Genomic DNA, 24,252 nt, shown 5'->3' with positions numbered 1-24,252 from the left:
GGATCGCGCCAGTCGCGATGGTATTTGCCCTGTCTGTTGCGCTATCCGGTTGCGACAGAGGCACGTCCGATCAGGGAGCCGGCGAGATCGTCACGCTCGAGCACGTGCCGGCGCCGGTGAGAACGACGATCGAGCGTCAACGGCAAGGCGGCAGCGTCGGCGTGATTCAACGACGCGCGAAGGACGGCAAATCGCGCTACGTCGCGACGATCGTGCAGGACGGACAGGAGCAACGGCTGATCGTGGCCGAGGACGGCAAACTCATCAGTAGTCGCCCGGCCGGTGACGACGAAGAGGACGACGACTGACCATTCGGTTCGACAGCCAGACAGGAGAGGCGCCATGAAGTGGATTACGCGGGAACGTCCGAAAATCGATCGCATTGCCTGTCCGTGGCTCATCGCCCGGTTCATCGACGAAACGCCGGAGTTTCTCTACGCGCCCGGGGCGGACGTGATGCGCGTCGCCGCGGAAACGGGGGCAATCCCCTACGACGTGCCCGGCGTCGAATTCGGCCACCACGGCGAACGCTGCAGCTTCGATGCATTCATCGACAAGTACCAGCTCCGCGATCCCGCGCTGCTCAAGCTCGCCGAGATCGTACGCGGTGCGGATACGAACCGGCTTGACCTCGCGCGGGAAGCGACTGGTCTGTATGCGATTTCGATCGGCCTGTCGGGAAACTTCGCCGACGATCACGAACAGCTGCGGCACGGGATGGTGATGTACGACGCGCTTTATACGTGGTGCCGACGTGACACACGTGCCTAGTGGGCGTCCAGCCGTTTCGTACGCGCTTCGCCTTTCGCGTTGGCTGATGCCGGCCGGCGTAGAGCATACGGCATGGATTCTTCTCGTCAGCCGAGGTATGCGCGGTTTCTGCGACGGCTTCATCGCGGTCCTGCTGCCTGCCTACCTGCTCTTGCTCGGCTTCGCGCAAATCGACGTCGGGCTGATCAGCACCGCGACGCTGGCAGGCTCGGCCGTGGCGACGATCGCCGCTGGTGTGGTCGCCAGCCGCTTTTCGCCGCGTCGGATGCTGTCGCTTGCCGCCGTGCTGATGGCAGCCACCGGCATCGGCTTTGCCGGATTGTCGACGCTCTGGCCGCTGCTCGTTGTGGCCTTCGTCGGGACGCTCAATCCGAGCTCGGGCGATGTCAGCCTGTTCCTGCCGCTCGAACAGGCGAGACTCGCCGAAGCGGCGAACGGCGATGCGCGGACTGCATTGTTCGCACGCTACAGCCTGATCGGCGCGGTATCGGCCGCGCTGGGTTCGCTCGCGGCGGGGCTGCCGCTCTGGCTCGCGTCGCACGCAGGTATATCGCTGCTCGAGGCGATGCGCGCGATGTTCCTCGTGTATGCGGTGTCGGGACTTGCGGTCGCCGCTTTGTACCGCCGCCTGCCGGTTGCCGAGTCGCGCCAGACGACTGCCGCTGCACCGCTCGGCCCTTCCCGTTGGATCGTCACACGCCTGGCGCTGCTGTTCAGCGTCGACGCGTTCGCCGGCGGCCTGGTCGTCAATTCGTTGTTGTCGCTCTGGCTGATGCAGCGCTTCGGTCTGTCGATCGGCGCGGCGGGCCAGTTCTTCTTCTGGTCCGGACTACTCTCCGCCGGCTCCCAGCTCGTGGCGCCGCCGCTGTCGCGCAGGATCGGCTTGCTGAACACGATGGTGTTCACGCACATCCCGTCGAGCCTGTGCCTGATCGGTGCGGCGCTCGTGCCGTCGCTGCCGGCGACGCTGGCGCTGCTGCTGATGCGCAGTGCGCTGTCGCAAATGGATGTGCCGACGCGCACCGCCTATGTGATGGCGGTCGTCACACCGGCGGAACGGCCCGCCGCGGCGAGCTTCACGTCGGTGCCGCGCAGTCTCGCGGCCGCCGTTGCGCCGTCGCTGGCTGGCGGGCTGTTCGGCCTGGGCTGGCTCGGCGCCCCGTTGATCGCGTGCGGCGCGCTGAAGATCGCGTACGACCTCGCATTGCTGGCTGCCTTCCGTCACATCAAACCTGAGGAAGAGCCCAGATCGTAACCGCGAGAAATTCAACGGGTTCGCCGAACGAGACCAATACGCAGCGACGCATCGCCGCCCGAAGAGCATGCGCGCTTTTCATCTATCCCCAGTCACTGGAGCATGTCCGATGTCACGCCTTGGAAAAATCACGCAGGTCGCCGTGTTGTCGATTGCCTGTCTCGCCGCGAATCACGCCGGCGCGCAGCAACCCGCCGGCGTCAATGCCGCGCAGATCGAGCAAATCACCGGCTTGAAGGGCACCTATTCGGCGAAGGAAAACGTCTTCAAGGTCTCGAAACCGCGCAACGACGTGAAGGTGCAAGTTGACGACTGGGCCGTGCCGCCATTCATGGGGCTGACATCGTGGGCCGCGTTCACGCCCGGTCATCATGGCCAGACGATGATGATGGGAGACACCGTGCTGTTCGAGGACGAGGTCAATCCCGCGATGAGCGCAGCGCTGAATGCGGGACTCGAAGTGACGGCGCTACACAATCACTTCTTCTTCGACCGGCCTCGCGTGTATTTCATGCATATCGGCGGCTCGGGTGATCCAGGCAAGCTCGCCGAGGGCGTGAAGCAGGTCTACGACAAGATCGCGGAGATCCGGGCGGCGCATCCGGCTCCGGAGAGTGTATTCCCTGGCCGCATCGCCGATCAGAGCTCGATTACGGCCGCGCCGCTCGAGGCGATCTTCGGTTCGAAAGGCCAGACGAACAACGGGATGTTCAAGGTCGTGATCGGCAAGCCGTCGAACATGCATGGCGTCAAGGTCGGCAGCGAAATGGGCGCCAACACGTGGGCGGCATTCGCCGGTTCGGACGACGAGGCGGTGGTGGACGGCGACTTTGCAATGCACGAAAACGAGCTTCAGACCGTACTGAAGAGCATGCGTGCATCGGGGATCAACATCGTTGCGATTCACGAGCACATGACGGGCGAGTCGCCGCGCACGCTGTTCCTGCACTACTGGGGCAAGGGCAAGGCGGTCGATCTGGCTAAGGGCGTGAAGGTTGCGCTCGATGCACAGACAGCGGTCGCGCAATGATCTTCTGAATTTAGCGGTGCCGCCGCGCCCGGTTTGAGCCGAACGCGGCGGTGATGGTTTTTGCAGGATCGAGTTATGAAACACCACCGAAATTCACGACTGAACTACCTTCTGATGGTCGGTCTCTTAGCGATGCTCTCCGTGATGGAATTCGCCGTCTACCGCGCGCATGCGGCGGCCGATGATCTCTCGCTCGACAGCCTGCCGTTGAAGCACGTTGCAGACATTCCGTTACCCGGGCGGCCGACGCGATTCGATTACGCCAACCTCGACACGAAGCGCAACCTGCTCTATATCGCGCATCTCGGTGATGGGGAGGTCGTGGTATTCGATACGCAAGCGTTGCGAGTGATTGCCCGGATCGGCGACGTATCCTCGGCGCATGGTGTTCTCGCGATTCCCGAGCTTTCGCGTGTGTATGCATCGGCAACGGGCACCAACGAGATCGTGGCAATCGACGCCACGACGCTGAAGATCGTCGCGCGCATGCCGGGCGGCCGCTACCCCGACGGCATGGCCTACGCGCCGGACGTGAGCAAGCTCTACGTGTCCGATGAATACGGGGAAACGGAAACCGTCATCGATGTACGAACCAATCGTCGCGTCGCGACGATTCCGCTCGACGGCGAGGCCGGAAATACGCAGTACGATCCGATCTCCCATCACGTCTTCGTGAACGTCCAGACGCGCCGTCAGCTCGTCGAGATCGATCCGACGACCGACCGGATCGTTGGTCGCTTCGATCTGCCAGGCGCCAAAGGCAATCACGGGTTGTTGATCGATCCGCGCGAGCGTCTCGCCTTCATCGCGTGCGAAGGTAACGATAAGCTGATCATCTTCAATATGCGTTCAAAGCAGGTCACCCAGGCGTTCGCGGTCGGCGGTGACCCGGATGTGCTGGCATTCGACCCGACGCTATCGACGCTCTACGTGGCAGGCGAGGACGGCGTCGTTTCACTGTTTCGATTCAAGGCGGGTGTGGGAGACAAGATCGGCGAGGGGCGCCTCGGACCGAACGCCCATGTCGTCGCCATCGATTCGGCCACACACCGGTCGTACTTTCCACTGAAGGGTGTTGGTGGGCGGCCGATGTTGCGTGTGATGGAGCCCGGATAATTGTGGTGGATTATGGGAATTGCCCGGTCATTGGTTTTGGTTCCGAGCGTCAGGGAGGTATCCGGAATTCCGTGTGTGAGGCGGGTTGAGATTCAGACTCCAATGTTGAATCGTTCCGGGTAAAGCAGTGCGAACTGCGTCATCGCGCTCTTCCAATCGTGCCGGGAGCCAGTCCACTTGGCCACGACGTTGCGCAGCGCCAGCCAGATCAGTTTGAGCGCGGCCTCGTCCGACGGGAAGTGGCCGCGCGCCTTGATGATCTTCCGAAGCTGCATGTGCAACGACTCGATCGCGTTGGTCGTGTATACAATTTTCCGGATGTCAGGCGCGAAGGCGTAGAACGGAATCACCTGATCCCAGGCTCGGCGCCAGAGCGCGGCAATCGGAGGGTATTTCGTACCCCACGGGCTCGTATCGAACGCGTCCAGCGCCACGGCGGCCGCTTCGGCGGTCGGTGCCCGATAGACCTCCTTGAGCGCGGCCGCGACCGATTTCCGGTCTTTCCAACTGGCGAAGTCCAGCGAGTTCCGGATCAGATGCACGATGCAGGTCTGGACCGTCGTTTCCGGGAACACCGTGTTGATCGCTTCCGGGAAGCCCTTCAGGCCGTCGACCACGGCGATCAGGATATCCTGCACGCCGCGCAGCTTAAGGTCGTTCACTACCCTCAGCCAGAACTTGGCCCCCTCGGTCTGCTCGATCCAAAGGCCCAACACGTCGCGTGTGCCGTCGCGGCGCACGCCCAGCGCCAGGTAGATCGCTTTGTTGCGCACGACGCCTTCGTCGCGGATCTTGACTCGCAAGGCGTCGAAGAACACGACCGGGTACATCGGCTCGAGCGGCCGCTGCTGCCATTCGCGCACTTCGTCGATCACGGAATCGGTCACCGTACTGATGAAGTCCGGCGACACCTCGATGCCGTACATCTCCAGCAGGAAACCCTGAATCTCCCGCACGCTCATGCCGCGTGCGTACATCGCGATGATCTTGTCGTCAAAGCCGGTGAAGCGTCGCTCGCCCTTGGCGATCAGCACCGGATCGAAGGTGCCTTCGCGGTCGCGCGGAATCTCGACGTCGAGCAGGTCGTCGTCGGTCGTGATGCGCTTGCGGCTGGTGCCGTTGCGGTGGTTCGTGCGGCCTGCCGGCTTGGCATCGCCCTTCTCGTAGCCGAGGTGGTGGGTCAGTTCGCCGCCCAGCGCGCGTTCGAAGATTGCCTTCTTGAGCGCCGCAAGCTGCTCGTTGATCGTCGCCCGGTTCAGCGTCCCGGGCACCAGTTGCTTGATCAGCTCGGGGTCCAGGTTCAAGCCCTTGCCCGGTTCTATCGTCACTTCTTCCTTGCGTTTGCGTGGCATAACGTGGCTCCTTGGCCATCAGTTTATGCCTCACACACAAACATTCGGATAGGCTCAGCGTCAGGGCACAGCAGCCGACTTGAACCGTCGCGATGTCGATGCTCCATAGCCAACTCACGATGCCGAACACCATCAAAGTGGTCCACAATGCTAGCGAACCCGCGATGCCTTTTCCGCAGGTTTCCTCATGCACATCGGGTTTTCAGAATGCGGTTGGCCCGCCGCGATAACTTGCGGTGGGCGGTCGCCCACACTGATTTGCTGCCACATGCACGGCCCGAGCACTCAGTCGCCATTCGTTTCTTGGCACGCACCCGGATACTCTGACTCGACTACGAATCACGCCGGAATCTGGCATCGCCTGCCGCTGCGTCAAGTAGGCACGTGCAGCGGAGACTTCCCGAGACTGGCATGAACCACTAGCGCCGGATTGCACGGATGTAACGAAGTCGCGGCTTTCGTCGGGAGCGGGTTTACATGCGTACCAGCGTGCAATCAAAGCAACTACGCTGCATGCGTTGCGCTTCCCTAAGTTCTTAAGCCTGCGTTAAGCGGGCTTTTTTTGATCCCGCTGTCGGACAGCTTTAACATCGGTCGCTTCCCCTGACGGCGAGCGCATCCTCGCGACGCCGATGCCTAACCGTCATTAGTGCCGCAGAATCAAAGCGACCAATACTGCAGCTTCGAAGTCTCGATGAGCAGTTCATCGGAACGATCTCGGAGATTCCGGTAGTTGTAGCGATCGGCCACATCACGAATCGACTGAAGCCGCGACCGCCAATATTCGGGATCACGGATGGCCGTCCCAAGCGGAAACTCGTCGCGTTTCTCCGACAGCGTTTGGAGCGCATTTTTGACATGCACTAGGTCTAGTTCAATCCTAACGTAACGATCGTCCATACTTACCCCCGTAAGTATTCCACCGATGTTGCTGCAGTACCTGCTCCCCTGCGCTGTCAGGTTCCGTTTGATACAAAAAGAGAGCCGTGCCCCGTACCCCTACGGGGCACGGCTCAACACGGGAATCAATTGCTCCCGCGGGCCAACTACACAACCTTACGACACGCGCAGTTCACAATTCCGCGCGCGCCAAACGTCGGGTTCCGGATGAAGTGTCACCGGTTCGCAATGTCGGCACACGAAGCACGGCATTGGACCGGACTCCACTTCTGCTAGCGTTTTCGACGCTCGTGTTACGTGATGCTGAATCTGCCGCTAACAGTCCCAAATCGATAATCGCCACGGCGATCAATGCCATCACCCATCGGATATTTCTCATCCTTCGAGTTTTCTTCGAACGGGTGCCATAAAGCAGGCGCTCATAGTCTCTCGGATCGATCGGCATATGCTAGGTCTCCTTCCAGTCATTCGACCAATCGCGCAGGTGTGAGTGCGCCATAGTACGGCCCGACACCGCCTGCTCCTGATGCTTGGCATTTGTCGGGATTGTTGCTCATCTCCATTTGGATGTATTTCCCGCTCCCGCCAACAGCTAGATCAATGTGCACACACGCGAATGCAACGATCCGCTCATAGGACGTTGTCGTGAGATCCTGAACAACCGGGACCAGGACATATTCGCAAGCCTTGTTGCCGGCTGCACTACAGTCGTTGACCGACGTGTACAGCGTCGTCTTCGTGCCGGGTTGGATATAGGTGCATGTTGCGTCAGGTGTCGAGCAAACACCACTTGGCGTACCAATTGATTCCGGATCCGGATTACCGTTGGATATCAAGTTGCGGACGGTCGGCACATCATTGGCGGTCGTATCGAAAGTCGTCCATTGACCCGCCTCGCAGGGGCCGGCATGGTAGGACGAGGTCACATAAAAGGTGTACGGCTGTCCGACCGTTTGGTTTGGCTGACCCGAACCAGGCGGCGTCGTGGATGTTGCAACTTTGGGTTTTCCGTTCGTCGAATCCCAATACTGGTCATACATGCACTTCGTCAGCGCAACCGGGAATAGTGCGCCGGAGCCAACGTTTCCGGGGTCCGAAATGACCGCGACAGCCACGGCGTTCTCAGGTACAGACTGGAAACCCCAAAGCCTCGCCAAAAAAGAAGGAACGCCGCCGCCATTCTTCGTTCCAGAGCGACTGACAACCACCTGCACTGCAGGCTTGCCGACGGCTGGCGAAGGCGGCATCGAGGTTTGAAGGCCCTTGACGCTACCAGTAACGTCCCAGTATCCGTATGAGACGTCGGACGTATATCCCGTCAGCGTTTTGTTCGACGACTTGTTTAGCGAGACACCCAGCACGGTCTGTGCTTGGGCAGTCGCCCAATCAGGAGCCGCGGTTTTTGTGTTGCTGCACTGCGCCCGCGGATAGATACATGGTGCACCGGCCAGCGCAGCAGCGTCGGCTGCGTTCTGCAACTCATTTCGAACAACAAAAAGATAGCCGACGTCGATTGCGAGGGCGGCAAATCCGAGCAGTATCGTCATCATGAGAGCGACAGTTATCGCTACCGCACCTTTCTGGTCCCGACGACTTCTCAACGCGCGGATGGCGTACGCCGTCTTGTGGGGCAAATACGAAACCTGCACACGACGTGAGTGAGTGCGATCCATGACCGGCCCCTCATTCGTTGTTCATGACTGTGGTAGCCGTCAAAGTCAACAGCTTGCTGAACGGACCAATCCACGAACCCAAAGCCAGTCCAGTGAATTTGTACGTGACCGTGACAGTAAGCGGTGTGCCAAAACTGCCGCCTTGCCCCGACGGAACGGTGACACTAGGTGACGACGTGGTTCCGAGGCTGATCAGATGGCTTTGGCAATAATTGAGGACGACGTTTTGAATATCGGTCGTGGTCGCCTTCGGTGTTTTAAGAACGATCCCAGCTCGCGCACCTTCGCGGCTTGCGTTTGTGATAACAGCCTGGTCGAACATTACAAGCCCGAACTCGATGATGCCGAACAGAATCAGTAGCAGCACCGGGAGAACCAATGCAAATTCGACCGCTGCAACGCCCCGCTGCCTCTTCCGGTGTTGTCGATTCATGATTGTTCTTCCCCGTGTAGAAAAGTTGGCGCAGCTCTTGGCGCCCACTATTCGCGTCTGCGTACACATCTGATCATCTCAATCCGCGCTGCATTTGATGCGATTTGTCTTTGCCGGCTGGCACGGCCGTGTACGCTTCGATGTCGGTGCATGCCTCCACCAACTTCGGATGCGCAACGGGAAGTGCCTCCTCCCGTTGTGCGACACCACTTACTTGCTCCCACGTGCACGCCCCCGTACGTGGTCAGCCCAGAAGCAAAACGCGCACCATCGGCCGCCCTCCCTTGTGGCTCAAGCATGGCCTATGTCTCCATGGGGAAATAAAAATAGGGCGGCATGGATTATGTTTCAGACTTGAACCGTGGAACGTCGAATCCATGTCGTCCACGTGCGTCACCTACAAGCTCATGCACATGGAATACGGAAAAATCGAAGGGGATGATTCAGGTCTGAAACGCCCGAAGGCACAATAAGCTGATCATCGTCAATATGCGTTCAAAGAAAGCCAACCAGGCGGTCGCGGTCGGTGTGGCCCCGAATTTGCTGGCATTCGACCCGACACTATCGACGCTCTACGTGGTAGGCGAGGACGACGTCGCGTCACTGTTTCGCGTCAAAGCTGGTATGGGAGACAAGTTCGGCGAGGGGCGCATCGGTCCGAACGCCCATGTCGTCGCCGTCAATTCGGCCACACATCGGTCCTAAATTCCACGCAAGGATGTTGAGGGGCGGCCGATGCTGCGTGTGATGGAACCCGAATAAGCGTGGTGGCGCGTGGAAGCTACTACAACACTGATTATGGTCCAGAGCATCAGGACACTGACTTGCACCGTCAGGATGTCCGTACTCCATAGCTAATCGACTAGTTTTCGGCGTTGCGACTTCCCGATGGCGTTCTTCGATGGAGCATGAAAAACATCCAGTCAGGAAGCATTTGATTTTGCTGGATATTTTTTGAGTGACGGACCGCAAGCCCTTGTCGCGCCTGGATGAGGCTACCCGGTAAAATGCATCAAAATCAAGGGGAGGCCGTCAAGCCTCTCAATGGGCCTTGGGGGCTGCTCCGAAGACACGGAGCGCGCGTAGACACCAGCGGAGCCACGCCGAGCGCTGGCCCCCCTGATCGTTCAGATGCCGAGTCGGGATCTGCGTGCGGCCTTTGTCTTCGACGATACGGTGTGGATGCATGGTGGTTTTCCTGGAGGGGAGCGAGCTCACTGTTCAGCCAGCTGCTCGAGCTCGTCTAGGTCGCCGAAGAAGTCTTGCTGCCCGGGTATCGGCGCCGGCGGCCGCCGTGCTGCGCGCGGCCGTGGGTGGCCGGCGCGCCTCAACGTTCGCGCGATCGCCTGCAGCTGCGCCCACAGATGGTCTGCCTCGGCAGCCGACAAAGTATCGGCCGCCAGCTCGAGTGCGCCGACGAGTGACTCGAGGTGCGCAGGCGCGGCGGCCAGTGTCGTGCGCGCATCCGTGCGCCGCTGGCCCTCTCGGTAGACCTCGAGCCAGCGCGCGAGCGCTTTGCGCTCGTCGCGGCTCAGCGCATCGAGCAGCTGGGCCGGTATCGGCCCGTCGGCGCGAAACGTGCCGAGCACGTGTTCGCGCCGACGCCCCCTGGTCGGGGGCTGTGTGGGAGGCGCGACGCGCAGTACCTTGATGAGGCGTCCCTGTTCTCGAATGAGCATCGACTCGTCTCTGATTTCACACGATCACGCCAAAGCATAGCGCAACCGCGTGTCGCGTTGATGCCGCGACACGCGGACCTGCCTATCCAGTCTCGCGGCCTTGGGGCCGCGAGAAGGGGCGCTCGCCGCGCGGCGAGCTCGTGCTGCCTCGCGTATCCGCATACCTCCAGCCCCCTGAGCTCGTCGTCCCAAACGCGACCGTAGCCCTTCCCCGTTCCCTTTCAAGGATCCGCTTCGCCGGCCGCGGCACCCGTTCGGTGCTCGCCCTTCGGGCTGCGCTCCGCGTGCGGCTTTGCGTCCGTCCTTGAACGTGCCCGGCTTCGGGCTCCTTTTGTCGCGGGACGGCGAACTCAGGGGACTGGCGGCAGCAGTTCTGCCGACGTCCAGGCACCAAAGCCCGAACCCCTACGCGGGGACAGGGAATCTTGGGGCCCGGTCAGCCTGACAGTCAACCCGTTCCAGCCGCGTCAACACTTATAGGAGAAAGCTCGTGAACAAGTTCCAGCAACGCCAGCACGACCGTCGCACGCGTCTCGAGGCGCGCGCCAACAAGGCACGCTCCGCGTCCCGGATCGCCTATACCGCTGCCAAAGAGATGGCCTCGGTCATTCCGGCAGGCCAGCCCGTTCTGGCCGGCCACTACTCCGAATCGCGAGACAGGAACTACCGCGACCGCATCCACAAGACGTTCGGGAAGTCGTTCGCGCTCGACGACCGCGCTGATGAGCTGGAACGTCGGGCGGCTGCAGTGGGTAAAGGCGGGGTCTCCAGCGATGACCCGGACGCGGTGGCAAAGCTGCGTGCGCAGCTGGTCGCACTGGAGGATCGGCACGATCGCATGAAGCGCACGAACCAACTGGTGCGTCGCGATGACCGCGCCGGTCTTGCACGCATGGGATACCAGCCCGACGCCATCGACAAGCTCTTTACGCCGGATTTCGCCGGTCGTGTCGGCTTCGCGCCGTACGAGATCACGAATAGCAGCGCGAACATCCGCCGCATTCGTGATCGGATCGCCCAGCTCGAGAAAATCGCGGCGCGCACCTCGGTCGAGCAGCAGGGCGAAGGCTATGTGTACCGCGAGGATATCGAAGACAACCGCGCCGCATTCATCTTCGACGCGAAGCCGGCGAAGAACGTCCGCGAGCTCCTGCGCCGCAACGCGTTCCTGTTCAGCCCCACCAGATCTCCCAATGGTACGTCGGCATACGTTCGCAAGCTGACCCCGGCTGCGATCAGCACGGCGGCTTGGCTGCGCCCGCAGATCGATCAACTTCTCGCTGCTTGCTAACCCACGCTCGGCCCGCGCGAGCGGGCCACGCTATCCGGAGAAAAACCATGGATATGACCCGAACCTACAACGTATTCACGATGTGCAGTGGCTTGGGCGGTGGAGCCAAGGGCTTCCAAAAAGCCCAGTCTCGAGTGGGGGAGCTGATCGCGAATTGGCGCTGTATCGGCGGCATCGACAACGATCCCGCTGCATGTCGCGACTTTCGTACGATTGCCGGCGTCCCGTGCACGCTCATGGACCTCTTCACGCGCGAGCAGTACACCGCGTTCCACGGCGTCGAGCCGCCTGCCGGCTGGCGCGAGGCCACGCCCGAAGACGTGCGCCGCGCGGCCGGCTACCAGCATCCGCACTGCGTGTTCATTTCGTCGCCGTGCAAGGGCGCGTCCGGCCTGTTGTCGGAAACGCTCAGCCGCACGCCGAAATACCAGGCGCTCAACGAACTCACGCTGCGCTGCGTTTGGCTGATGTGTGAAGCGTGGAAGGACGACCCGGTCGAACTCATCGTGTTCGAAAACGTCCCCCGGCTCGCAACGCGCGGCCGCCACTTGCTGGATCAGATCGGGCAGATTCTGCAGCACTTCGGCTATGCGAAGAACGAGACGAGTCACGACTGCGGCCGCATCGCGAAGCGCGGGATGGCGCAGAGCCGGAAACGCTTCCTGCTCGTCGCGCGGCATACCGAAAAGGTACCGGCGTTCCTGTACGAGCCGCCCCAGAATCGCCTTCAGGGCGTCGGGACGCTGCTCGGCCGCATGCCGCTGCCGGGCGACGTCGAGGCCGCCGGCCCGATGCATCGCGTGCCCTCGCTGCAGTGGAAAACATGGGTGCGCCTCGCCTTCGTCGAAGCCGGCAGCGACTGGCGCAGCCTGAACAAGCTCGCGGTCGAGAACGGTCAGCTGCGCGACTACTTGATCGTGCCGGACATGCACAACGGCGTGCTCGGCGTGAACCGCTGGGAAGAACCGTGCGGCGTCGTGGCCGGCGCGAGCCGTCCGGGCAACGGGAGCTTTTCGGTCGCCGACCCGCGCGGGCCGGCCGACGCCGCGCAATACCAGCAGTACGGCGTGCTCGACTGGAACGACCACGCCGGCACGATCACCGGTCAGAAGTCGCCCGGGCAAGGCACTTTCAGCGTCGCGGACCCGCGCCACCAGGGCCCGGCGAAGCACAACAACGAATTCCGAATCGTGCCCTGGAGAGAAGCCGCCGGCGCGGTCACCAGCGCGCACGGCACCGGCCAGTGCGTTCAAGATCCTCGGCCACCGGCCGGCCCGCTGTTCAGCAAGTACAAGGTGACCGAATGGACCGGCCACGCCGGCACGGTTATCGGTGGTGACGATCAGGGCGCGTATGCGGTTGCCGACCCGCGCTCGAGCACCGGCTTCGAAGGCGCCGGCAAGGACAAGGTGACAGCCTTCGACGAGCCGGCCGGCACGGTCATCGCGCGCAGCGACAGCGGACAAGGGGCGTTCGCCGTAGCTGACCCACGACCGGGCATGCGCCGCGAGCGGGGCGACGCCTACCTCACCGGCGGCCACTACGGCGTGGTCGGTTGGGATCAGCACAGCGGTGCCGTGTCGGCCGCCGCCGGCCACGACAACGGCCGATGGTCCGTCGCTGATCCTCGCATGCCAGCGGCGAACGAGAAGACCGTCGCAGTGATCCGGGCACTTGATGGCACGTGGCACCGCCCGTTCACCACGCTCGAGCTGGCGGTACTGCAGTCCCTAGTTGATCCCGAGCAGACCTGGATCGATGCCGAGGAACGCGAATGGCACCGCAAGCAGATTGCGGCGACCGGCAACGTGTTCGCTGGCCACTTCAAGCTGGATGGCGACAGCGATCAGGCATGGCGCGAACGTATCGGCAACGCGGTGCCGCCTGACGCCGCAGAAGCGATCGCCGAGGTGATGGGCACCACACTGCTGCTCGCCGAATCCGGCGAGACGTTCCAGCTGTCGTCGACGCCGGTCTGGGTGCGTCCAGTTGCGATCGCGCTGACTCTGCCCGGCAGTCTGTAGCCCGGCCCGTGACCTACGAGCGGCCCGCCGCGGCGGGCCGCATTCTCCGAGGATTCGAGATGAAGCAGCACTGCATTCTGTTCCGAGACGAAGCCGAAGCGGTCGCATGGTGGTCGGACAAGGAAGTCAAGGTCTGGGCGGTCGACATCGCGGCCGGGCGCGAACGGCGCCCGGCGTATCGACATACCTATTACGCTCGCGCCCGCACGGCCGACCGGGCGATCGAGTGTGTGAAGCAAAACCTGCACATCCGGGTGCCTGGTGCGCGGTATCGCGCACGCCTTGCCGGCCCGCGCGAGCTCGGCTGTCACGAAGTGGCAGCCGAGCCCACGCCGCTGGTGCGACACACGATGGCAGACGGGTTCGATCATGTTGGGTCGTGACGGGCGTTAGCCGGGCGAAGGATGTGCTATTCCAGTCACGCGGCCTTGAGACCGCGAGAGGGGCGCTTGCCGCTGGTGAGCCCGCCCTGCTTCGCGTATCCACATGCCTTCGGCCGCTGTGCTCCCCGTTCCACGCGTTCGTGTGGGATTTGCGGCCGACCCTGGGCGCCTCCCTTCGCTTCGCTACGGGCCGGGCTTTCGCGCTGCGCGTCGAGCCTCGCTGCGCGAGTCTCGCCCCCTTCGGGCTTCAATCCCTGACGCAAACCCGCTACCCCCTATACAGCCGGGGCTCCGCCCCGATTGGGCGCTCGCCGCGCGGCGAGCCGGTGCTGTCTCAACTTTCCGCATACCGTCAGTCCCCTGCGCTCGCCGTCCCAAACGCGACCGTAGCCCACCGTCGTTCGCATTCAAGGGTGCGCTTCGCCGGCCGCGGCACCCGTTCGGTGCTCGCCCTTCGGGCTGCGCTCCGCATGCGGCTTTGCGACCGCCCTTGAACACGCCCGCCGGCAGGCTCCTTCAGTCGCGGGACGACGAACTCAGGGGACTGGCGGCAGCAGTTCTGCAGAAGTCAAGGCATCACCGGCACGTACCCCTACGAGGGGAGCTCCGAATCTTGGGGCCCGGGCGGCCTGCAATACAAACCACCTTCGAATGGAGGTCTCGTTGGAAACGAACCGCCTGCACCATTGGATAGTAGTCCTTCAGTGTGCGTACATGGAATACACGTACACGCCATGGGATGGACGCAACTACTACCGACGCACGGTCGACTACCGCCACGTCGTTTGGTGTTGACGGACACCGTCGAAATCCCTCTGCCTCGCAACTGAATTTTCAACGGAGAAAGCCATGAAACTCGCAACCACGTTCAGCCGCACCGCCCCGATTCTTCGTTCGAGCACGCCGCTCGATGACGACCAAATCCGGCAGGTCGCACCGTCGATCTTCGCGGCCGACAAGCACGATTCCCGGTCGGAGTGTTACACGTATATCCCGACGATCGAGATCCTGACGAAGCTGCGTGAAGAAGGGTTCCAGCCCTTCATGGTTTGCCAGACGCGCGTGCGCGACGACGGCAAGCGCGAGCACGCAAAACACATGCTCCGCCTGCGCCATGCCACGCAGGTCACGCAATCCGACTCACCGGAAATCATTCTCCTCAATTCTCACGACGGCTCGAGTAGCTACCAGATGATCGGGGGTTACTTCCGCTTTGTCTGCGAGAACGGCTTGGTTCTCGGCGACACGACGCACGACGTGCGCGTCCCGCACAAGGGCAACGTAGTCGACGACGTCGTCGCGGGCGCGTACGACGTACTCGACGGCTTCGACTTGATCCGCGAGGTCAAGGAAGGCATGTCGGAAGTGCAGCTCGATGAGCACGAGCAGCACGCTTTTGCCCGAGCCGCCCTCGCCTACCGCTACGACACCACGATTGCGCCGGCGCCGATCACGGAAGAACAGGTACTCCGTCCGCGCCGTACCGCGGATGCCGGTAACGACTTGTGGACGACCTTCAACCGCGTGCAGGAATCCTTGATTCGAGGTGGGCAACCCGGCCGAACCGCGACCGGCCGCCGCACTCGCACGCGGGCGGTCACGGGCATCGACCAGGACGTCAAGTTGAACCGTGCGCTTTGGGTTCTCGCCGACGCGCTGCGCACCCGTAAGAGCTAAGCCCACTACTCGCCGACGATATCCGTCGGCGCCTCTCCGAACGTTGTCGTGTTCCATTTCTATCGAGGTCGATCATGATGCTTGCCACCGGAAACAACTTCTCCCGCTCTACCGAATCTGTGCGTGCCCGCACCAGCTACGGCGACGCGACGCAGCCGAAGGTCATCGCCGATACGCTCAACCTCATCGAAACGGCTCAGCTGGTACAGACGATTCTCGGGGAGGCATTCCCCACGACGTCGTTTGCGATCGCGGTTGCGAAGAAAGCGAACGGCTCACACCTGACGGTCGATTGGACCGACGGCCCGCGCGACCTGCAGGTGGCTCGGCTCGTGTTACCGCTGCAAGCCACGCGCGTGGTCGACGGGGGGAAGGTCAAGCGGGTCGAGCACTTCATGCTGACGTCGGCCGGCCGGTTGACGGTTCACCTCGCTGCGGACCGCATCATCCTGTCGAGACAGTTCAGCGATCACGCAATTGCACGCGCAATCGAGCGCCTCGCGGTGCGCTACGCAGACTTTTTGGCACCCGACGTCCGGGCGGCTATGACGGTTGAGGATTATCGCGCGGGCCGGCTGCAGCTGCTCGAGATCGTCGGCGTGCACCGGGCCGGCAGCCGTCGATCGGGAGCCAACGTACAGATGGACGTCGACGCGATGCTTGCGGAAACCACGGACGCGCACGGGTTTCCCCGGTCGGTCACGGGCGCACGGCTGTCTGTGCGGCGCGACACCCACTGACCACGGAAGCCGAGCGCTATGGAAACGGTCGAAATGTTCCTGCAGGCGGAACTGCGCCCCACCGTCGATCAGCGCGTCGAACGCGCGCTCGAGGCGCTCGGGGCGCTGTTTTCCGCGAATCGGATGGTGATTTGCCAGTTCAGCGCGGGCAAGGATAGTGGAGTCGTAACGAGCCTCGCGCTGGACGCAGCACGCCAGCATGCTGCCGCCGGTGGCCAGCCGCTTGTCTGCGTGATTACGGCCGACACCCTGGTCGAGTCGCCCGAGATGGTTGAGCACGCGCATCGGGAGCTGGGGAAGATGGAGGCCTATGGTCGCTCGCACGGATTCGAGGTACGCGTGCTGGTTGTCGCACCGTCACTCGCGACGTCCTGGCAACTGTCGGTCCTCACGGGCCGCGCCCTGCCGAGCTACGCCGGTACGAATTCGGACTGCTCAGTCTCGTTGAAGATCGAGCCCAGCCGTGTCGGTCGCAACCAGTTGTATCGCGAGGCACGGAAGGCCGGCTATGCAGAACCCGTGGTCCTGCTCGGCACCCGCTTCAACGAAAGTGAGCGCCGCAAGGCGAAGATGAGCGCCCGTGGCGATCGCGCCGATACGCCGGTCCGTAACAGCGACGGCGAACTCACGCTCTGCCCCATCGCCGACTGGTCGACTGAAGATGTCTGGGAGTTTATCGGCGAAGTCTCGTCCGGGCTGCGCCTGACCTACACGGACTTCGAAGAGACGAAGAGGATCTACGCGCATGCCGGCAACAGCAGCTGCGCGATCGTGTCTGATCTCACGTTCGAAGAGGCGTCCGCCGGCAAGCGTGTGCGCCGCGGAAATTGCGACGCGCGCACCGGCTGCTGGACCTGCCAGCAAGCCGATGATCGTTCGCTTGCCGAGATGATCCGCTTCGACCAGGACAGATACGCCTATGCTTTCGGCCTGCAGCAGCTGAACCGGTTTATCCGGGCGATCCGATACGACTGGTCGCGCCGCAATTGGGTCGGCCGAACCATCCGCGCAGGCTATGTCTGCGTGGAGCCTGACACGTTCGGTGCGGCGACTGTGCGGGAACTCGTTCGGTACATGCTCACGATCGATCGCGACGAGCGCATCCGGGCTCGGCGTGCCGGGACGCGGCCGAAGTTTCAGACCTTGCCGCTGCCGATGATGATCGCGGTCGACGCGATGCAGTCCCTGCAGGGGCTCGCCGCGCCGTTCGCGATCTGGGCCGACTACCGTGACATCTGCGAGCGTGGCGTGAGCTATCGGGTGCCGGAGATCGCACCGGCGCCGCCGGCGCCGATGCCGGAGCCGCTCTTCCTGCAGGTGGGCAACGAGTGGGACGATACGGCGGATCAGTGGACAGGGTTTCGAGATCCCCTGATGGAGGCGTTGACCGAGCGCTCGCCGTGCGCGCCCACTATTCTGGATCTGGGTGACGGCAAGAGCACGTGGCGCGTCCCCACCGGCCCGCGCTTCGACGTCGACGTCGAGTCGGCCGAGATGATCCTGCAGTTCGAGGCGGATCGCCTGGCTGCGATGCATGACCGCGGCTTCCATCCTGGCGGGATCACGACCGGCTATCGGTGGTACCTGAACTACGGTGCGCTCACACTCTCTCATAAGCAGCAGCTGAAGCACGACGAGGTGGCCCGTCGCACCGACTTCAAGGACCGGCTCGGCCTGAATCTCGGGCACGATGTCGAGCAGCTCGCCGCGCGCAGCGTGCGCTTCGGCCAACTGCCCGACGATGCTCGACAGGCTTGGGGGCACAAGGCCACGACGGATGGTGCGCAGACGATGTTTGAGTTCGCGGCATGATGCAGACGCCGACGACTCCCGTGAATCAGCACGCCACGACGTTGATCATCATGGCGTGTTCGGCGACGAAGCTTGCGAGCCCCGTGCCGGCGATCGACCTGTATCGCGGCGTGATGTACGGAACGTATCGCGCGAACGTGCAACCTCAGACGCCGCCTGCCGTGATGATCCTGTCCGCGCTGCATGGATTTATCGAGCCGGGCCTGGTCATCGAGCCGTACGACCAGCTAATGACCCTGGCCCGCGCCGAGACGATGCTCGGCGAGCTCGATCGGTTCATGCCAGGCACCTGGCCGGCGACGGCGCATCGTGTCTTGTTCGCCGGCGGTCGAAGCTATCGCCGCGTGATGGAGGCAGTGCTTACGCGTCAGGTCGAACTCGGGCATGTATCGGGCCGAGTGCTCGTGCAGGAAACGACCGGCGGTATCGGCTATCAGCGCCAGCAGCTCGGCGCGTTCCTACGAGGCGGCCAGAGCTAGGCCGCTCCATCGACGTCGGGCGCCTCGAGGCGCAGCAGCTGACGCTCTTCGGATGCCGGCACCGCCGGCCGAATCATCTCCACGGTTCCCAAATTCGCGCGGCGGCCGCTGCGCGGCCGCGACACGGAAATCGCGATCGCGCTCGGCGATCTGCGTCCGCCGTCGCGCTCATGTCCGTGACGCAACACCACTCCCGCGCCCGGCGCCTACTCGCTAGCCAAGCGCCTCGCATTCCTTCCGCAGTCGACCTTTGAACCCGGAGCCCACGTTCGCCCGCCGTAGCCTGGCGGCCGGACCATTGCGCCGTGCGCGACGAGTGTCGCACGGCGCCCTGCTCCTGCAAGGGGCTTTCGCGGCATATCCTCGCGCGCTTCGCGCACTCCGGTATTCCACGGTCCCCTTGCCCCCCATTCTCCTGCGGGCGCTCGCCAGCTCCGGGTAGCACGGTTTGCGAGCCGCATCGCTCCGGCTGCCCCTATCTCAACTCTATGGAGCTGACCGTGAGCTATTTGTACAACGGCGACTGCCTGGTCGCCATGCCCAAACTCGCCCGTGAATCCGTCGACTGCATCGTCACCGACCCGCCCTATCTCGTCAATTTCCGCGATCGCAGCGGGCGCTCGATCGCGAACGACGTAAACGGCGACTGGCTGGCGCCGGCGTTCGCCGAAATGTTCCGCGTGCTCAAGCGCGACGCGGTATGCATTTCGTTTTACGGCTGGAACAAGGTCGACCTGTTTTTCGATGCCTGGAAGGCGGCCGGCTTTCGCGTGGCCGGCCACTTCGTCTTCACGAAGTCCTACGCGTCCAAGGCCGGCCTGGTGAAGTACCAGCACGAATCGGCCTATCTGCTTGCCAAGGGGCGGCCCGCGGCGCCGGCGGCGCCGATCGCCGACGTCATGCCGTTTCCGTACAGCGGCAATCGCCACCACCCGACCGAAAAACCAGTCTCCGCGCTGCGCACACTCATTTCCGCCTTTACGCAGCCCGGCGACGTCGTACTGGATCCGTTCGCCGGGTCGGGCTCGACGTGTGTTGCCGCGCGCGAGCTGGGCCGCCGCTATATCGGCATCGAACTGGACGCCACCTACTACGCGGCCGCCAAGGCGCGCCTGTCGGCGCCGGCACTGGCCGCCGCCTAAGACCCGAACAGAGGACATTCACCATGCGATTAATCGTTTCAGCCTATTCCAGTCTCGAACAGCTCAACCATCCCCGCACGAACGAAAACGGCGACCCTGTCGACGTGTTTTGCGTCCGCCTTGACGCCGCGGTGCGGTTCCCGCACCGCGCCAGCGACCTGGACATGGCGCGTATCTATCGCTACCGGAATTCGTTCGAATTCAGCGCCGGCACCTACGTCATGCACGACATTTTCCGCGAGCGCCTGGCCGCGCTCGCCGATTACCCGGCGATCTCGATCGGCGCCGCGCGAATCTGCCATACGAACGGCGCGATCGCGGCAAAGGACGGCCCGTTTAAGGAACTGATCGATTTCTCGATCACATCGGGAACGATCGGGTCGCGGATCTCCGCAAAGCTGGCCGACGATTTCCGCCGGTTCATTGGTGCGATCGACGCCGACTCCGAGCCCATGCTCGCCGAGCTTTTCCGCAACTGGTATTTCGCATTCTGCCTGGCCGAAAACTGCGGCGCAGTGCAGCTTTCCTGACCACACGAGCGCCGGCCGCTCGCCGCGGCCGGCGCACCTGGAGAACGACATGCCCCGATATTTGATTGACGCAATTCTGGCCGCGATCGCAGCAAACGCCTTCGGCGAGGAGATCTCGCACGTATGGGACTCCGACACGGAAATCGAAGTCCTGCCGGCGTCGCTGCGCTACGCGATGCTGGAAGCGTTCCAGGCCGGCCAGTCCGCCCGGCGATAAATTCATCCGCCGGCGCCGGCGTTGCCGGCAGCCGGCGGTATACGAGGCTCCCATGACGAAAAACGAAATCGAAATGTTGCTTTTCGCAATCGCCCGCGTGCATCTGCATATCGACACGCTCGAAACACGCCATAGCGACCGGCTGGACTTTCACGATTGCGCGGTCTGGTGCATCCGCGACGCGCTCGCGGCCGCGTTCGACGCCGGTGTTGTTCACGGCCGCGGTTCCGCCGCGAGGTGACGCGCGTCCGCCGGCGCGCGCCTGGTGCCGGCGACGATTGCCGCGCGGCCTGTTCCACGACTCGCCCGGCCCTGCGGGCCCGGGCGGCCGATGGAACACGGGCGCCTGGCGATGTACCACGCTACGTTCCACCCAGTCCCTGGCGAGCCCACCGCGGCCGCATCGAGCGGCCACGGCGGGCGGCGATTGCAGGCCCCGGCGCCTCGATGCGAGTGCACACCGTTCCCCTTCGCCAGCCGGCGCGCGGCAGCTTGCCCGCCTGGCTACGCCCGGCATGCAAGCTGCCCGCTTTCACGCGCCGGGTACACGGGCTGTCCGCTCCTGGGGCTCGGCCGCCGCCGGCGTCCGGCCCCGGCGCTGGCCGCCCCGCCAGCCGCGCACGCACGCGTGCGCGGAGTTCGCGCTCGGGCCGTGCGAGCGGCCCGGCGCCGGCGACGTCCGGCTTTCGGTAACCGTCCCTGCGTTCCACCTCCAGCTGTCGGGGAATCGCCTGCCATCGGGGCCGCCTCATCCCGACGCATAGCGCTGCGTCCCGGCGTTGCAAGGGTGCGCTACGCCGCGTGCTGCGCCCGGTCGGTGCGCCCCCTGCGGGTTCGCACCGCTGCGGCCTTGCCCGCGCCCCTGCAACGCCTCCCCGCAAGCGCTTCCCATGCGTCGAGGCGGCTCCCAATGGCAGCAATTTTTCACCCCGACGCAATGGAGGCTATATGAACGCAGTGACCACCGAAATCCCGGCCCTCGCCCACGACGCGGGCGTTCCCCCCGCACCCCCCGAGGCTCACCGCCAGGCAGACGACGTGCGAGACATTCCCCTCAAACGGCTCGTCGCATCCCCCTACAACGTGCGACGCGTGCCGCGCACGGGCATCAAGGAACTCGCCCTGAACATTTGGCACACCGGCGGGCTGCTGCAAAACCTCGTCGTCCACGCTATGAAGGTTAGCCCCAAGAAAGCTCAGACGTACGGCGTCGCGGCGGGCGAGCGCCGTCGCCTCGCGCTCGTCTACCTGATGGAACACGATTACATCCCGGCCGATCATCCGGTGCGCTGTCTCATCGTGTCGGTGGAGGACGCCGTGCTGATGTCGGCGGTCGAAAACGAAATGCGCGAGCCGATGCATCCGGCCGACGCATGCGACGCCTATCGTGTGCTGGTCGACGCGGGCCGCACTGTGGCCGATGTCGCGGAAATCTATGGCGTCAGCGAGCAGACCGTGCATCGTCGCCTGAAGCTCGCCCGCGTCTCCCCTAAGCTGGTCGAGTTGTTCCGCGACGACGAGATCGGTGCAGATCAAATGATGGCCCTCGCTCTCTCCGACAGTCACGACGAACAAGAGCGCGCGTGGTTCGACGCACAGCCGCACGAACGTCACGCTTCGGCGATTCGTCGCAAACTTGTCGCGGGGGAGCGGGACTTCCAGAACAGCCGCGTCGCACTCTATGTCGGCATCGATGCATTCGAGGCCGCTGGAGGTGTCGTCCGTCGCGATCTGTTCTCGGACACCGGCACGGCATGGTATTCCGATCAGGCGTTGATGGAGCGTGTCGCCTTGGAGCAGCTTCGCACCGTTGCCGAGGACGTGCTTAAAGAAGGGTGGGAGTGGGTCGAACCGATGATCTCCATCGACTACAATATTCGCTCCCGCTTCGCGAAGATCGCACCTACCGATGTCCCCGCGACCGTCGAGCAGCAGCAGGAGATGGACGCGATCGACGCACGCGTTGCCGCCATCACCGAACAACAGGAAGCAGACGACATCGACGAAGAAACCTACGAGCGTCTGTGTAACGAAGAAACCGCCCTGTCGCAGCGCTATGCCGAGATCGAGGAATCGTTGTCCGTCTACACCCCGTTCCAGATGGCTGGCGCTGGCGCAATCGTCACGATCGAGCAAGGCGGTGTCCTCTCCGTGCTGCGCGGCTGGGTCAACAAACCGGAGGCGATCAGCACGGTGGCCAACTATTCCGACGATGACTCGGATGACGACTCGCATGACTCGGACGGCGACGGCCTAACGGTGCGTAGTCCCACGCCAGCACCCGCACCGATCGAAAAAGGCCCGCATTCCGCTACGCTCACGCAGCGACTGAATGCCCGGCGCACCGCCGCCATCGGCATGGCGCTTGCGCGCCAGCCGCACGTCGCACTCGCTGCGCTCGTCCATCGCTTTCTCGTCTCCGAATACGCTGCCGGGTCCGCCGCCAGTGCGCTCGCCATCCAGTGGCACGACAAGACCGGTACCGTCGAGCGCGGCGCGTCCGAGCTGGCTGACGATCTCGCTTACCGCCTCCATAGCGAGCAACGGTCAGCGTGGGCCGGTCTCATCCCCGACGACAGCGCCGCCCTGTTCGACTGGTGCGTCGCGCAGACCGACGAGCGGCTCATGCTCATCCTCGCGCAGTACGTCGCGGCCAGCCTCGACAGCGTCACCGTTGACGAGCGGCCACATGCGATCAACGGCCTGATTCCCGCGCTCGGCCTGAATATGGCCGACGAGTGGAAGCCGACTCGCGCCAGCTACTTCGATCACGTGTCGAAGGCACGTATTGTCGACGTGGTGGCCGCCGCCGTTTCTCCCGCAGAGTGCATGCGTCTCGCCAAGCTCAAGAAGGCCGATGCCGCCGCCGAAGCCGAGCGCCTAACGGCCGGGACCGGTTGGTTGCCCGAACACCTTGCGTTGGCCGAGGTCCGCACCGACACCCTCTGGCAGTTGCGGCGAGAGCAGGACGACGACCCTGAACAAGACTCGGCTGACGACGACCAGTCCGATGAAGCCGACGCCGCGCACGTCGAGCAAACCGAGCAGGTCGAGCAGGTCGAGGCGTGATTGAGGCGGGAGTCTCGGCGCGACGCTGCGACGAGACTCCCGCAAATGCTCACCATTCTTCCCGTATAGGCTCACCGTCGTTTTTATCCTCCCTTGGCGCTCCCCTTCCGAGGCTTGGGCGTCTCCCTCCGCTTCGCTCCGGGCCGGGCTTTCGCGCTGCGCGTCGAGCCTCGCTGCGCGAGTCTCGCCCCTGACGGGCTTCAATCCCTGACGTCTTCGCGCCGTCCCGGCGCTGCGCGCTTCGCTTGCTCGCGGGATACGCGCCCGCTCCTCGCGGGCGAACTGCCGGTACAGCGGCCGGCTATGCCGGCCGAGAGGGCGCGGGGCAGAACCGCCCCGCGCCGTGTGGGTGGCTCGGCCGGGGAAACCGTGTGGTTGCGCTCCATCCTTTTGCGCCGGGTTAAGCGCGTGGATCTGCCATTGGGAGCCGCCCCTTTTCGACGCATAGCGCGGGCTCGCACGGGCGCAAGGGTAAAGGCTGCGCTTCGCTTCGCCCACGCCCTCGCCCGTTCGGTGCTCGGCTACGCCTGCGCTCCGCATGCGGCCTCCGGGCGCGCCCTTGCACCCGTGCGAGCCCGCGCTAAACCAGCGTCGAGGCGGCTCCCAATGGCAGATCCACAACCCGACACAAAAGGACGAAATCGTGAGCGCAACCACCCCCGACCGAACCACCCACACA

General features: G+C 63.6%; 23 protein-coding genes. 18 read left to right on the top strand and 5 right to left on the bottom strand.

Features of this window, described 5'->3' with window-relative positions; translation table 11 throughout:
- The first annotated feature begins 17 nt into the window (after nucleotides 1–17).
- The 5 genes from FFS49_RS37130 (at nucleotide 18) to FFS49_RS37110 (ending at nucleotide 4,172) form a co-directional block, all read left to right on the top strand.
- Complete coding sequence (locus tag FFS49_RS37130; protein ID WP_249362258.1) at nucleotides 18–308, top strand: hypothetical protein; 291 nt, start codon at nucleotides 18–20, stop codon at nucleotides 306–308.
- Nucleotides 309–342: 34 nt separating this feature from the next.
- Nucleotides 343–771, top strand: a complete 429-nt coding sequence (locus FFS49_RS37125) for a chromate resistance protein ChrB domain-containing protein (RefSeq protein ID WP_137910002.1) — start codon at nucleotides 343–345, stop codon at nucleotides 769–771.
- Nucleotides 772–817: 46 nt separating this feature from the next.
- Nucleotides 818–2,026, top strand: a complete 1,209-nt coding sequence (locus FFS49_RS37120) for an MFS transporter (RefSeq protein WP_137910003.1) — start codon at nucleotides 818–820, stop codon at nucleotides 2,024–2,026.
- A gap of 109 nt (nucleotides 2,027–2,135) precedes the next feature.
- Nucleotides 2,136–3,056 carry a DUF1259 domain-containing protein gene (locus FFS49_RS37115; protein WP_137910004.1) on the top strand — a complete coding sequence of 307 codons (921 nt, stop codon included), beginning with the start codon at nucleotides 2,136–2,138 and terminating at the stop codon, nucleotides 3,054–3,056.
- Nucleotides 3,057–3,131: 75 nt separating this feature from the next.
- Nucleotides 3,132–4,172, top strand: a complete 1,041-nt coding sequence (locus tag FFS49_RS37110) for a YncE family protein (RefSeq protein WP_137910005.1) — start codon at nucleotides 3,132–3,134, stop codon at nucleotides 4,170–4,172.
- 92 nt (nucleotides 4,173–4,264) lie between these two features.
- Here the strand turns inward: FFS49_RS37110 and FFS49_RS37105 are convergent, their stop codons facing one another.
- The 4 genes from FFS49_RS37105 to FFS49_RS37090 form a co-directional block, all read right to left on the bottom strand.
- Nucleotides 4,265–5,524, bottom strand: a complete 1,260-nt coding sequence (locus FFS49_RS37105) for an IS256 family transposase (protein WP_137910006.1) — start codon at nucleotides 5,522–5,524, stop codon at nucleotides 4,265–4,267.
- Nucleotides 5,525–6,184: 660 nt separating this feature from the next.
- Nucleotides 6,185–6,424, bottom strand: a complete 240-nt coding sequence (locus tag FFS49_RS37100) for a hypothetical protein (protein ID WP_137910007.1) — start codon at nucleotides 6,422–6,424, stop codon at nucleotides 6,185–6,187.
- A 464-nt stretch (nucleotides 6,425–6,888) separates the two neighbouring features.
- A complete protein-coding gene (locus FFS49_RS37095) occupies nucleotides 6,889–8,097 on the bottom strand; it encodes a pilus assembly protein TadG-related protein (protein ID WP_137910008.1) in 1,209 nt (402 codons plus the stop codon).
- Nucleotides 8,098–8,107: 10 nt separating this feature from the next.
- The gene (locus FFS49_RS37090) at nucleotides 8,108–8,530 is read right to left on the bottom strand and encodes a TadE/TadG family type IV pilus assembly protein (RefSeq protein WP_137910009.1); all 423 of its coding nucleotides are present in this window, start codon (nucleotides 8,528–8,530) and stop codon (nucleotides 8,108–8,110) included.
- Nucleotides 8,531–9,019: 489 nt separating this feature from the next.
- Between FFS49_RS37090 and FFS49_RS37085 the strand changes: the two genes are divergently transcribed.
- Nucleotides 9,020–9,235 carry a hypothetical protein gene (locus FFS49_RS37085; RefSeq protein WP_137910010.1) on the top strand — a complete coding sequence of 72 codons (216 nt, stop codon included), beginning with the start codon at nucleotides 9,020–9,022 and terminating at the stop codon, nucleotides 9,233–9,235.
- A 509-nt stretch (nucleotides 9,236–9,744) separates the two neighbouring features.
- On the opposite strand, the gene FFS49_RS37080 is transcribed toward FFS49_RS37085, so the two are convergent.
- Entirely contained in the window at nucleotides 9,745–10,209 is a 465-nt protein-coding gene (locus tag FFS49_RS37080) for a hypothetical protein (protein ID WP_137910011.1), read from the bottom strand.
- A 490-nt stretch (nucleotides 10,210–10,699) separates the two neighbouring features.
- Between FFS49_RS37080 and FFS49_RS37075 the strand changes: the two genes are divergently transcribed.
- The 12 genes from FFS49_RS37075 (at nucleotide 10,700) to FFS49_RS37020 (ending at nucleotide 23,573) form a co-directional block, all read left to right on the top strand.
- Nucleotides 10,700–11,500 carry a DUF3560 domain-containing protein gene (locus FFS49_RS37075; RefSeq protein WP_132028955.1) on the top strand — a complete coding sequence of 267 codons (801 nt, stop codon included), beginning with the start codon at nucleotides 10,700–10,702 and terminating at the stop codon, nucleotides 11,498–11,500.
- Nucleotides 11,501–11,553: 53 nt separating this feature from the next.
- On the top strand, nucleotides 11,554–13,524 hold the full coding sequence (locus tag FFS49_RS37070) for a DNA cytosine methyltransferase (protein WP_137910028.1): 1,971 nt from the start codon (nucleotides 11,554–11,556) through the stop codon (nucleotides 13,522–13,524).
- Between the two features lie 8 nt (nucleotides 13,525–13,532).
- Nucleotides 13,533–13,907, top strand: coding sequence for a hypothetical protein (locus FFS49_RS37065; protein ID WP_137910012.1), 375 nt, complete (start codon nucleotides 13,533–13,535; stop codon nucleotides 13,905–13,907).
- An 849-nt stretch (nucleotides 13,908–14,756) separates the two neighbouring features.
- Nucleotides 14,757–15,584 carry a DUF932 domain-containing protein gene (locus FFS49_RS37055; RefSeq protein WP_137910014.1) on the top strand — a complete coding sequence of 276 codons (828 nt, stop codon included), beginning with the start codon at nucleotides 14,757–14,759 and terminating at the stop codon, nucleotides 15,582–15,584.
- 74 nt (nucleotides 15,585–15,658) lie between these two features.
- Nucleotides 15,659–16,324, top strand: a complete 666-nt coding sequence (locus FFS49_RS37050; protein ID WP_137910015.1) for an LPD29 domain-containing protein — start codon at nucleotides 15,659–15,661, stop codon at nucleotides 16,322–16,324.
- Between the two features lie 18 nt (nucleotides 16,325–16,342).
- The gene (locus FFS49_RS37045) at nucleotides 16,343–18,136 is read left to right on the top strand and encodes a phosphoadenosine phosphosulfate reductase family protein (RefSeq protein WP_137910016.1); all 1,794 of its coding nucleotides are present in this window, start codon (nucleotides 16,343–16,345) and stop codon (nucleotides 18,134–18,136) included.
- A gap of 20 nt (nucleotides 18,137–18,156) precedes the next feature.
- Nucleotides 18,157–18,615: a DUF6884 domain-containing protein gene (locus tag FFS49_RS37040; protein WP_249362255.1), complete on the top strand. Its 459-nt coding sequence runs from the start codon at nucleotides 18,157–18,159 to the stop codon at nucleotides 18,613–18,615.
- A gap of 500 nt (nucleotides 18,616–19,115) precedes the next feature.
- The gene (locus FFS49_RS37035; RefSeq protein ID WP_137910030.1) at nucleotides 19,116–19,757 is read left to right on the top strand and encodes a DNA methyltransferase; all 642 of its coding nucleotides are present in this window, start codon (nucleotides 19,116–19,118) and stop codon (nucleotides 19,755–19,757) included.
- Between the two features lie 23 nt (nucleotides 19,758–19,780).
- Nucleotides 19,781–20,287 carry a hypothetical protein gene (locus tag FFS49_RS37030; protein WP_137910017.1) on the top strand — a complete coding sequence of 169 codons (507 nt, stop codon included), beginning with the start codon at nucleotides 19,781–19,783 and terminating at the stop codon, nucleotides 20,285–20,287.
- 49 nt (nucleotides 20,288–20,336) lie between these two features.
- The gene (locus tag FFS49_RS42250) at nucleotides 20,337–20,504 is read left to right on the top strand and encodes a hypothetical protein (protein ID WP_171026892.1); all 168 of its coding nucleotides are present in this window, start codon (nucleotides 20,337–20,339) and stop codon (nucleotides 20,502–20,504) included.
- A gap of 52 nt (nucleotides 20,505–20,556) precedes the next feature.
- Nucleotides 20,557–20,745, top strand: a complete 189-nt coding sequence (locus tag FFS49_RS37025) for a hypothetical protein (RefSeq protein ID WP_137910018.1) — start codon at nucleotides 20,557–20,559, stop codon at nucleotides 20,743–20,745.
- Nucleotides 20,746–21,452: 707 nt separating this feature from the next.
- Nucleotides 21,453–23,573 (top strand): ParB/RepB/Spo0J family partition protein, encoded by a 2,121-nt coding sequence (locus FFS49_RS37020; protein ID WP_137910019.1) that lies wholly within the window; start codon nucleotides 21,453–21,455, stop codon nucleotides 23,571–23,573.
- Nucleotides 23,574–24,252 lie beyond the last annotated feature (679 nt).

The sequence above is a fragment of the Burkholderia sp. 4NA327C6 genome (genome assembly GCF_005502655.1).
GTDB classification, from domain to species: domain Bacteria; phylum Pseudomonadota; class Gammaproteobacteria; order Burkholderiales; family Burkholderiaceae; genus Burkholderia; species Burkholderia contaminans.
The sequence above is the reverse complement of the archived record's forward strand: the minus strand, read 5'-3'. Positions and strand labels throughout refer to the sequence as shown.

Coding starts and splice junctions, on each gene's coding strand:
- FFS49_RS37130 (WP_249362258.1), top strand. CDS start 18: ATGGTATTTGCCCTGTCTGTTGCGCTATCCGGTTGCGACAGAGGCACG.
- FFS49_RS37105 (WP_137910006.1), bottom strand. CDS start 5,524: ATGCCACGCAAACGCAAGGAAGAAGTGACGATAGAACCGGGCAAGGGC.
- FFS49_RS37110 (WP_137910005.1), top strand. CDS start 3,132: ATGAAACACCACCGAAATTCACGACTGAACTACCTTCTGATGGTCGGT.
- FFS49_RS37090 (WP_137910009.1), bottom strand. CDS start 8,530: ATGAATCGACAACACCGGAAGAGGCAGCGGGGCGTTGCAGCGGTCGAA.
- FFS49_RS37095 (WP_137910008.1), bottom strand. CDS start 8,097: ATGGATCGCACTCACTCACGTCGTGTGCAGGTTTCGTATTTGCCCCAC.
- FFS49_RS37025 (WP_137910018.1), top strand. CDS start 20,557: ATGACGAAAAACGAAATCGAAATGTTGCTTTTCGCAATCGCCCGCGTG.
- FFS49_RS37120 (WP_137910003.1), top strand. CDS start 818: ATGCCGGCCGGCGTAGAGCATACGGCATGGATTCTTCTCGTCAGCCGA.
- FFS49_RS37070 (WP_137910028.1), top strand. CDS start 11,554: ATGACCCGAACCTACAACGTATTCACGATGTGCAGTGGCTTGGGCGGT.
- FFS49_RS37055 (WP_137910014.1), top strand. CDS start 14,757: ATGAAACTCGCAACCACGTTCAGCCGCACCGCCCCGATTCTTCGTTCG.
- FFS49_RS37050 (WP_137910015.1), top strand. CDS start 15,659: ATGATGCTTGCCACCGGAAACAACTTCTCCCGCTCTACCGAATCTGTG.
- FFS49_RS37080 (WP_137910011.1), bottom strand. CDS start 10,209: ATGCTCATTCGAGAACAGGGACGCCTCATCAAGGTACTGCGCGTCGCG.
- FFS49_RS37020 (WP_137910019.1), top strand. CDS start 21,453: ATGAACGCAGTGACCACCGAAATCCCGGCCCTCGCCCACGACGCGGGC.
- FFS49_RS37030 (WP_137910017.1), top strand. CDS start 19,781: ATGCGATTAATCGTTTCAGCCTATTCCAGTCTCGAACAGCTCAACCAT.
- FFS49_RS42250 (WP_171026892.1), top strand. CDS start 20,337: ATGCCCCGATATTTGATTGACGCAATTCTGGCCGCGATCGCAGCAAAC.
- FFS49_RS37100 (WP_137910007.1), bottom strand. CDS start 6,424: ATGGACGATCGTTACGTTAGGATTGAACTAGACCTAGTGCATGTCAAA.
- FFS49_RS37085 (WP_137910010.1), top strand. CDS start 9,020: ATGCGTTCAAAGAAAGCCAACCAGGCGGTCGCGGTCGGTGTGGCCCCG.
- FFS49_RS37125 (WP_137910002.1), top strand. CDS start 343: ATGAAGTGGATTACGCGGGAACGTCCGAAAATCGATCGCATTGCCTGT.
- FFS49_RS37045 (WP_137910016.1), top strand. CDS start 16,343: ATGGAAACGGTCGAAATGTTCCTGCAGGCGGAACTGCGCCCCACCGTC.
- FFS49_RS37115 (WP_137910004.1), top strand. CDS start 2,136: ATGTCACGCCTTGGAAAAATCACGCAGGTCGCCGTGTTGTCGATTGCC.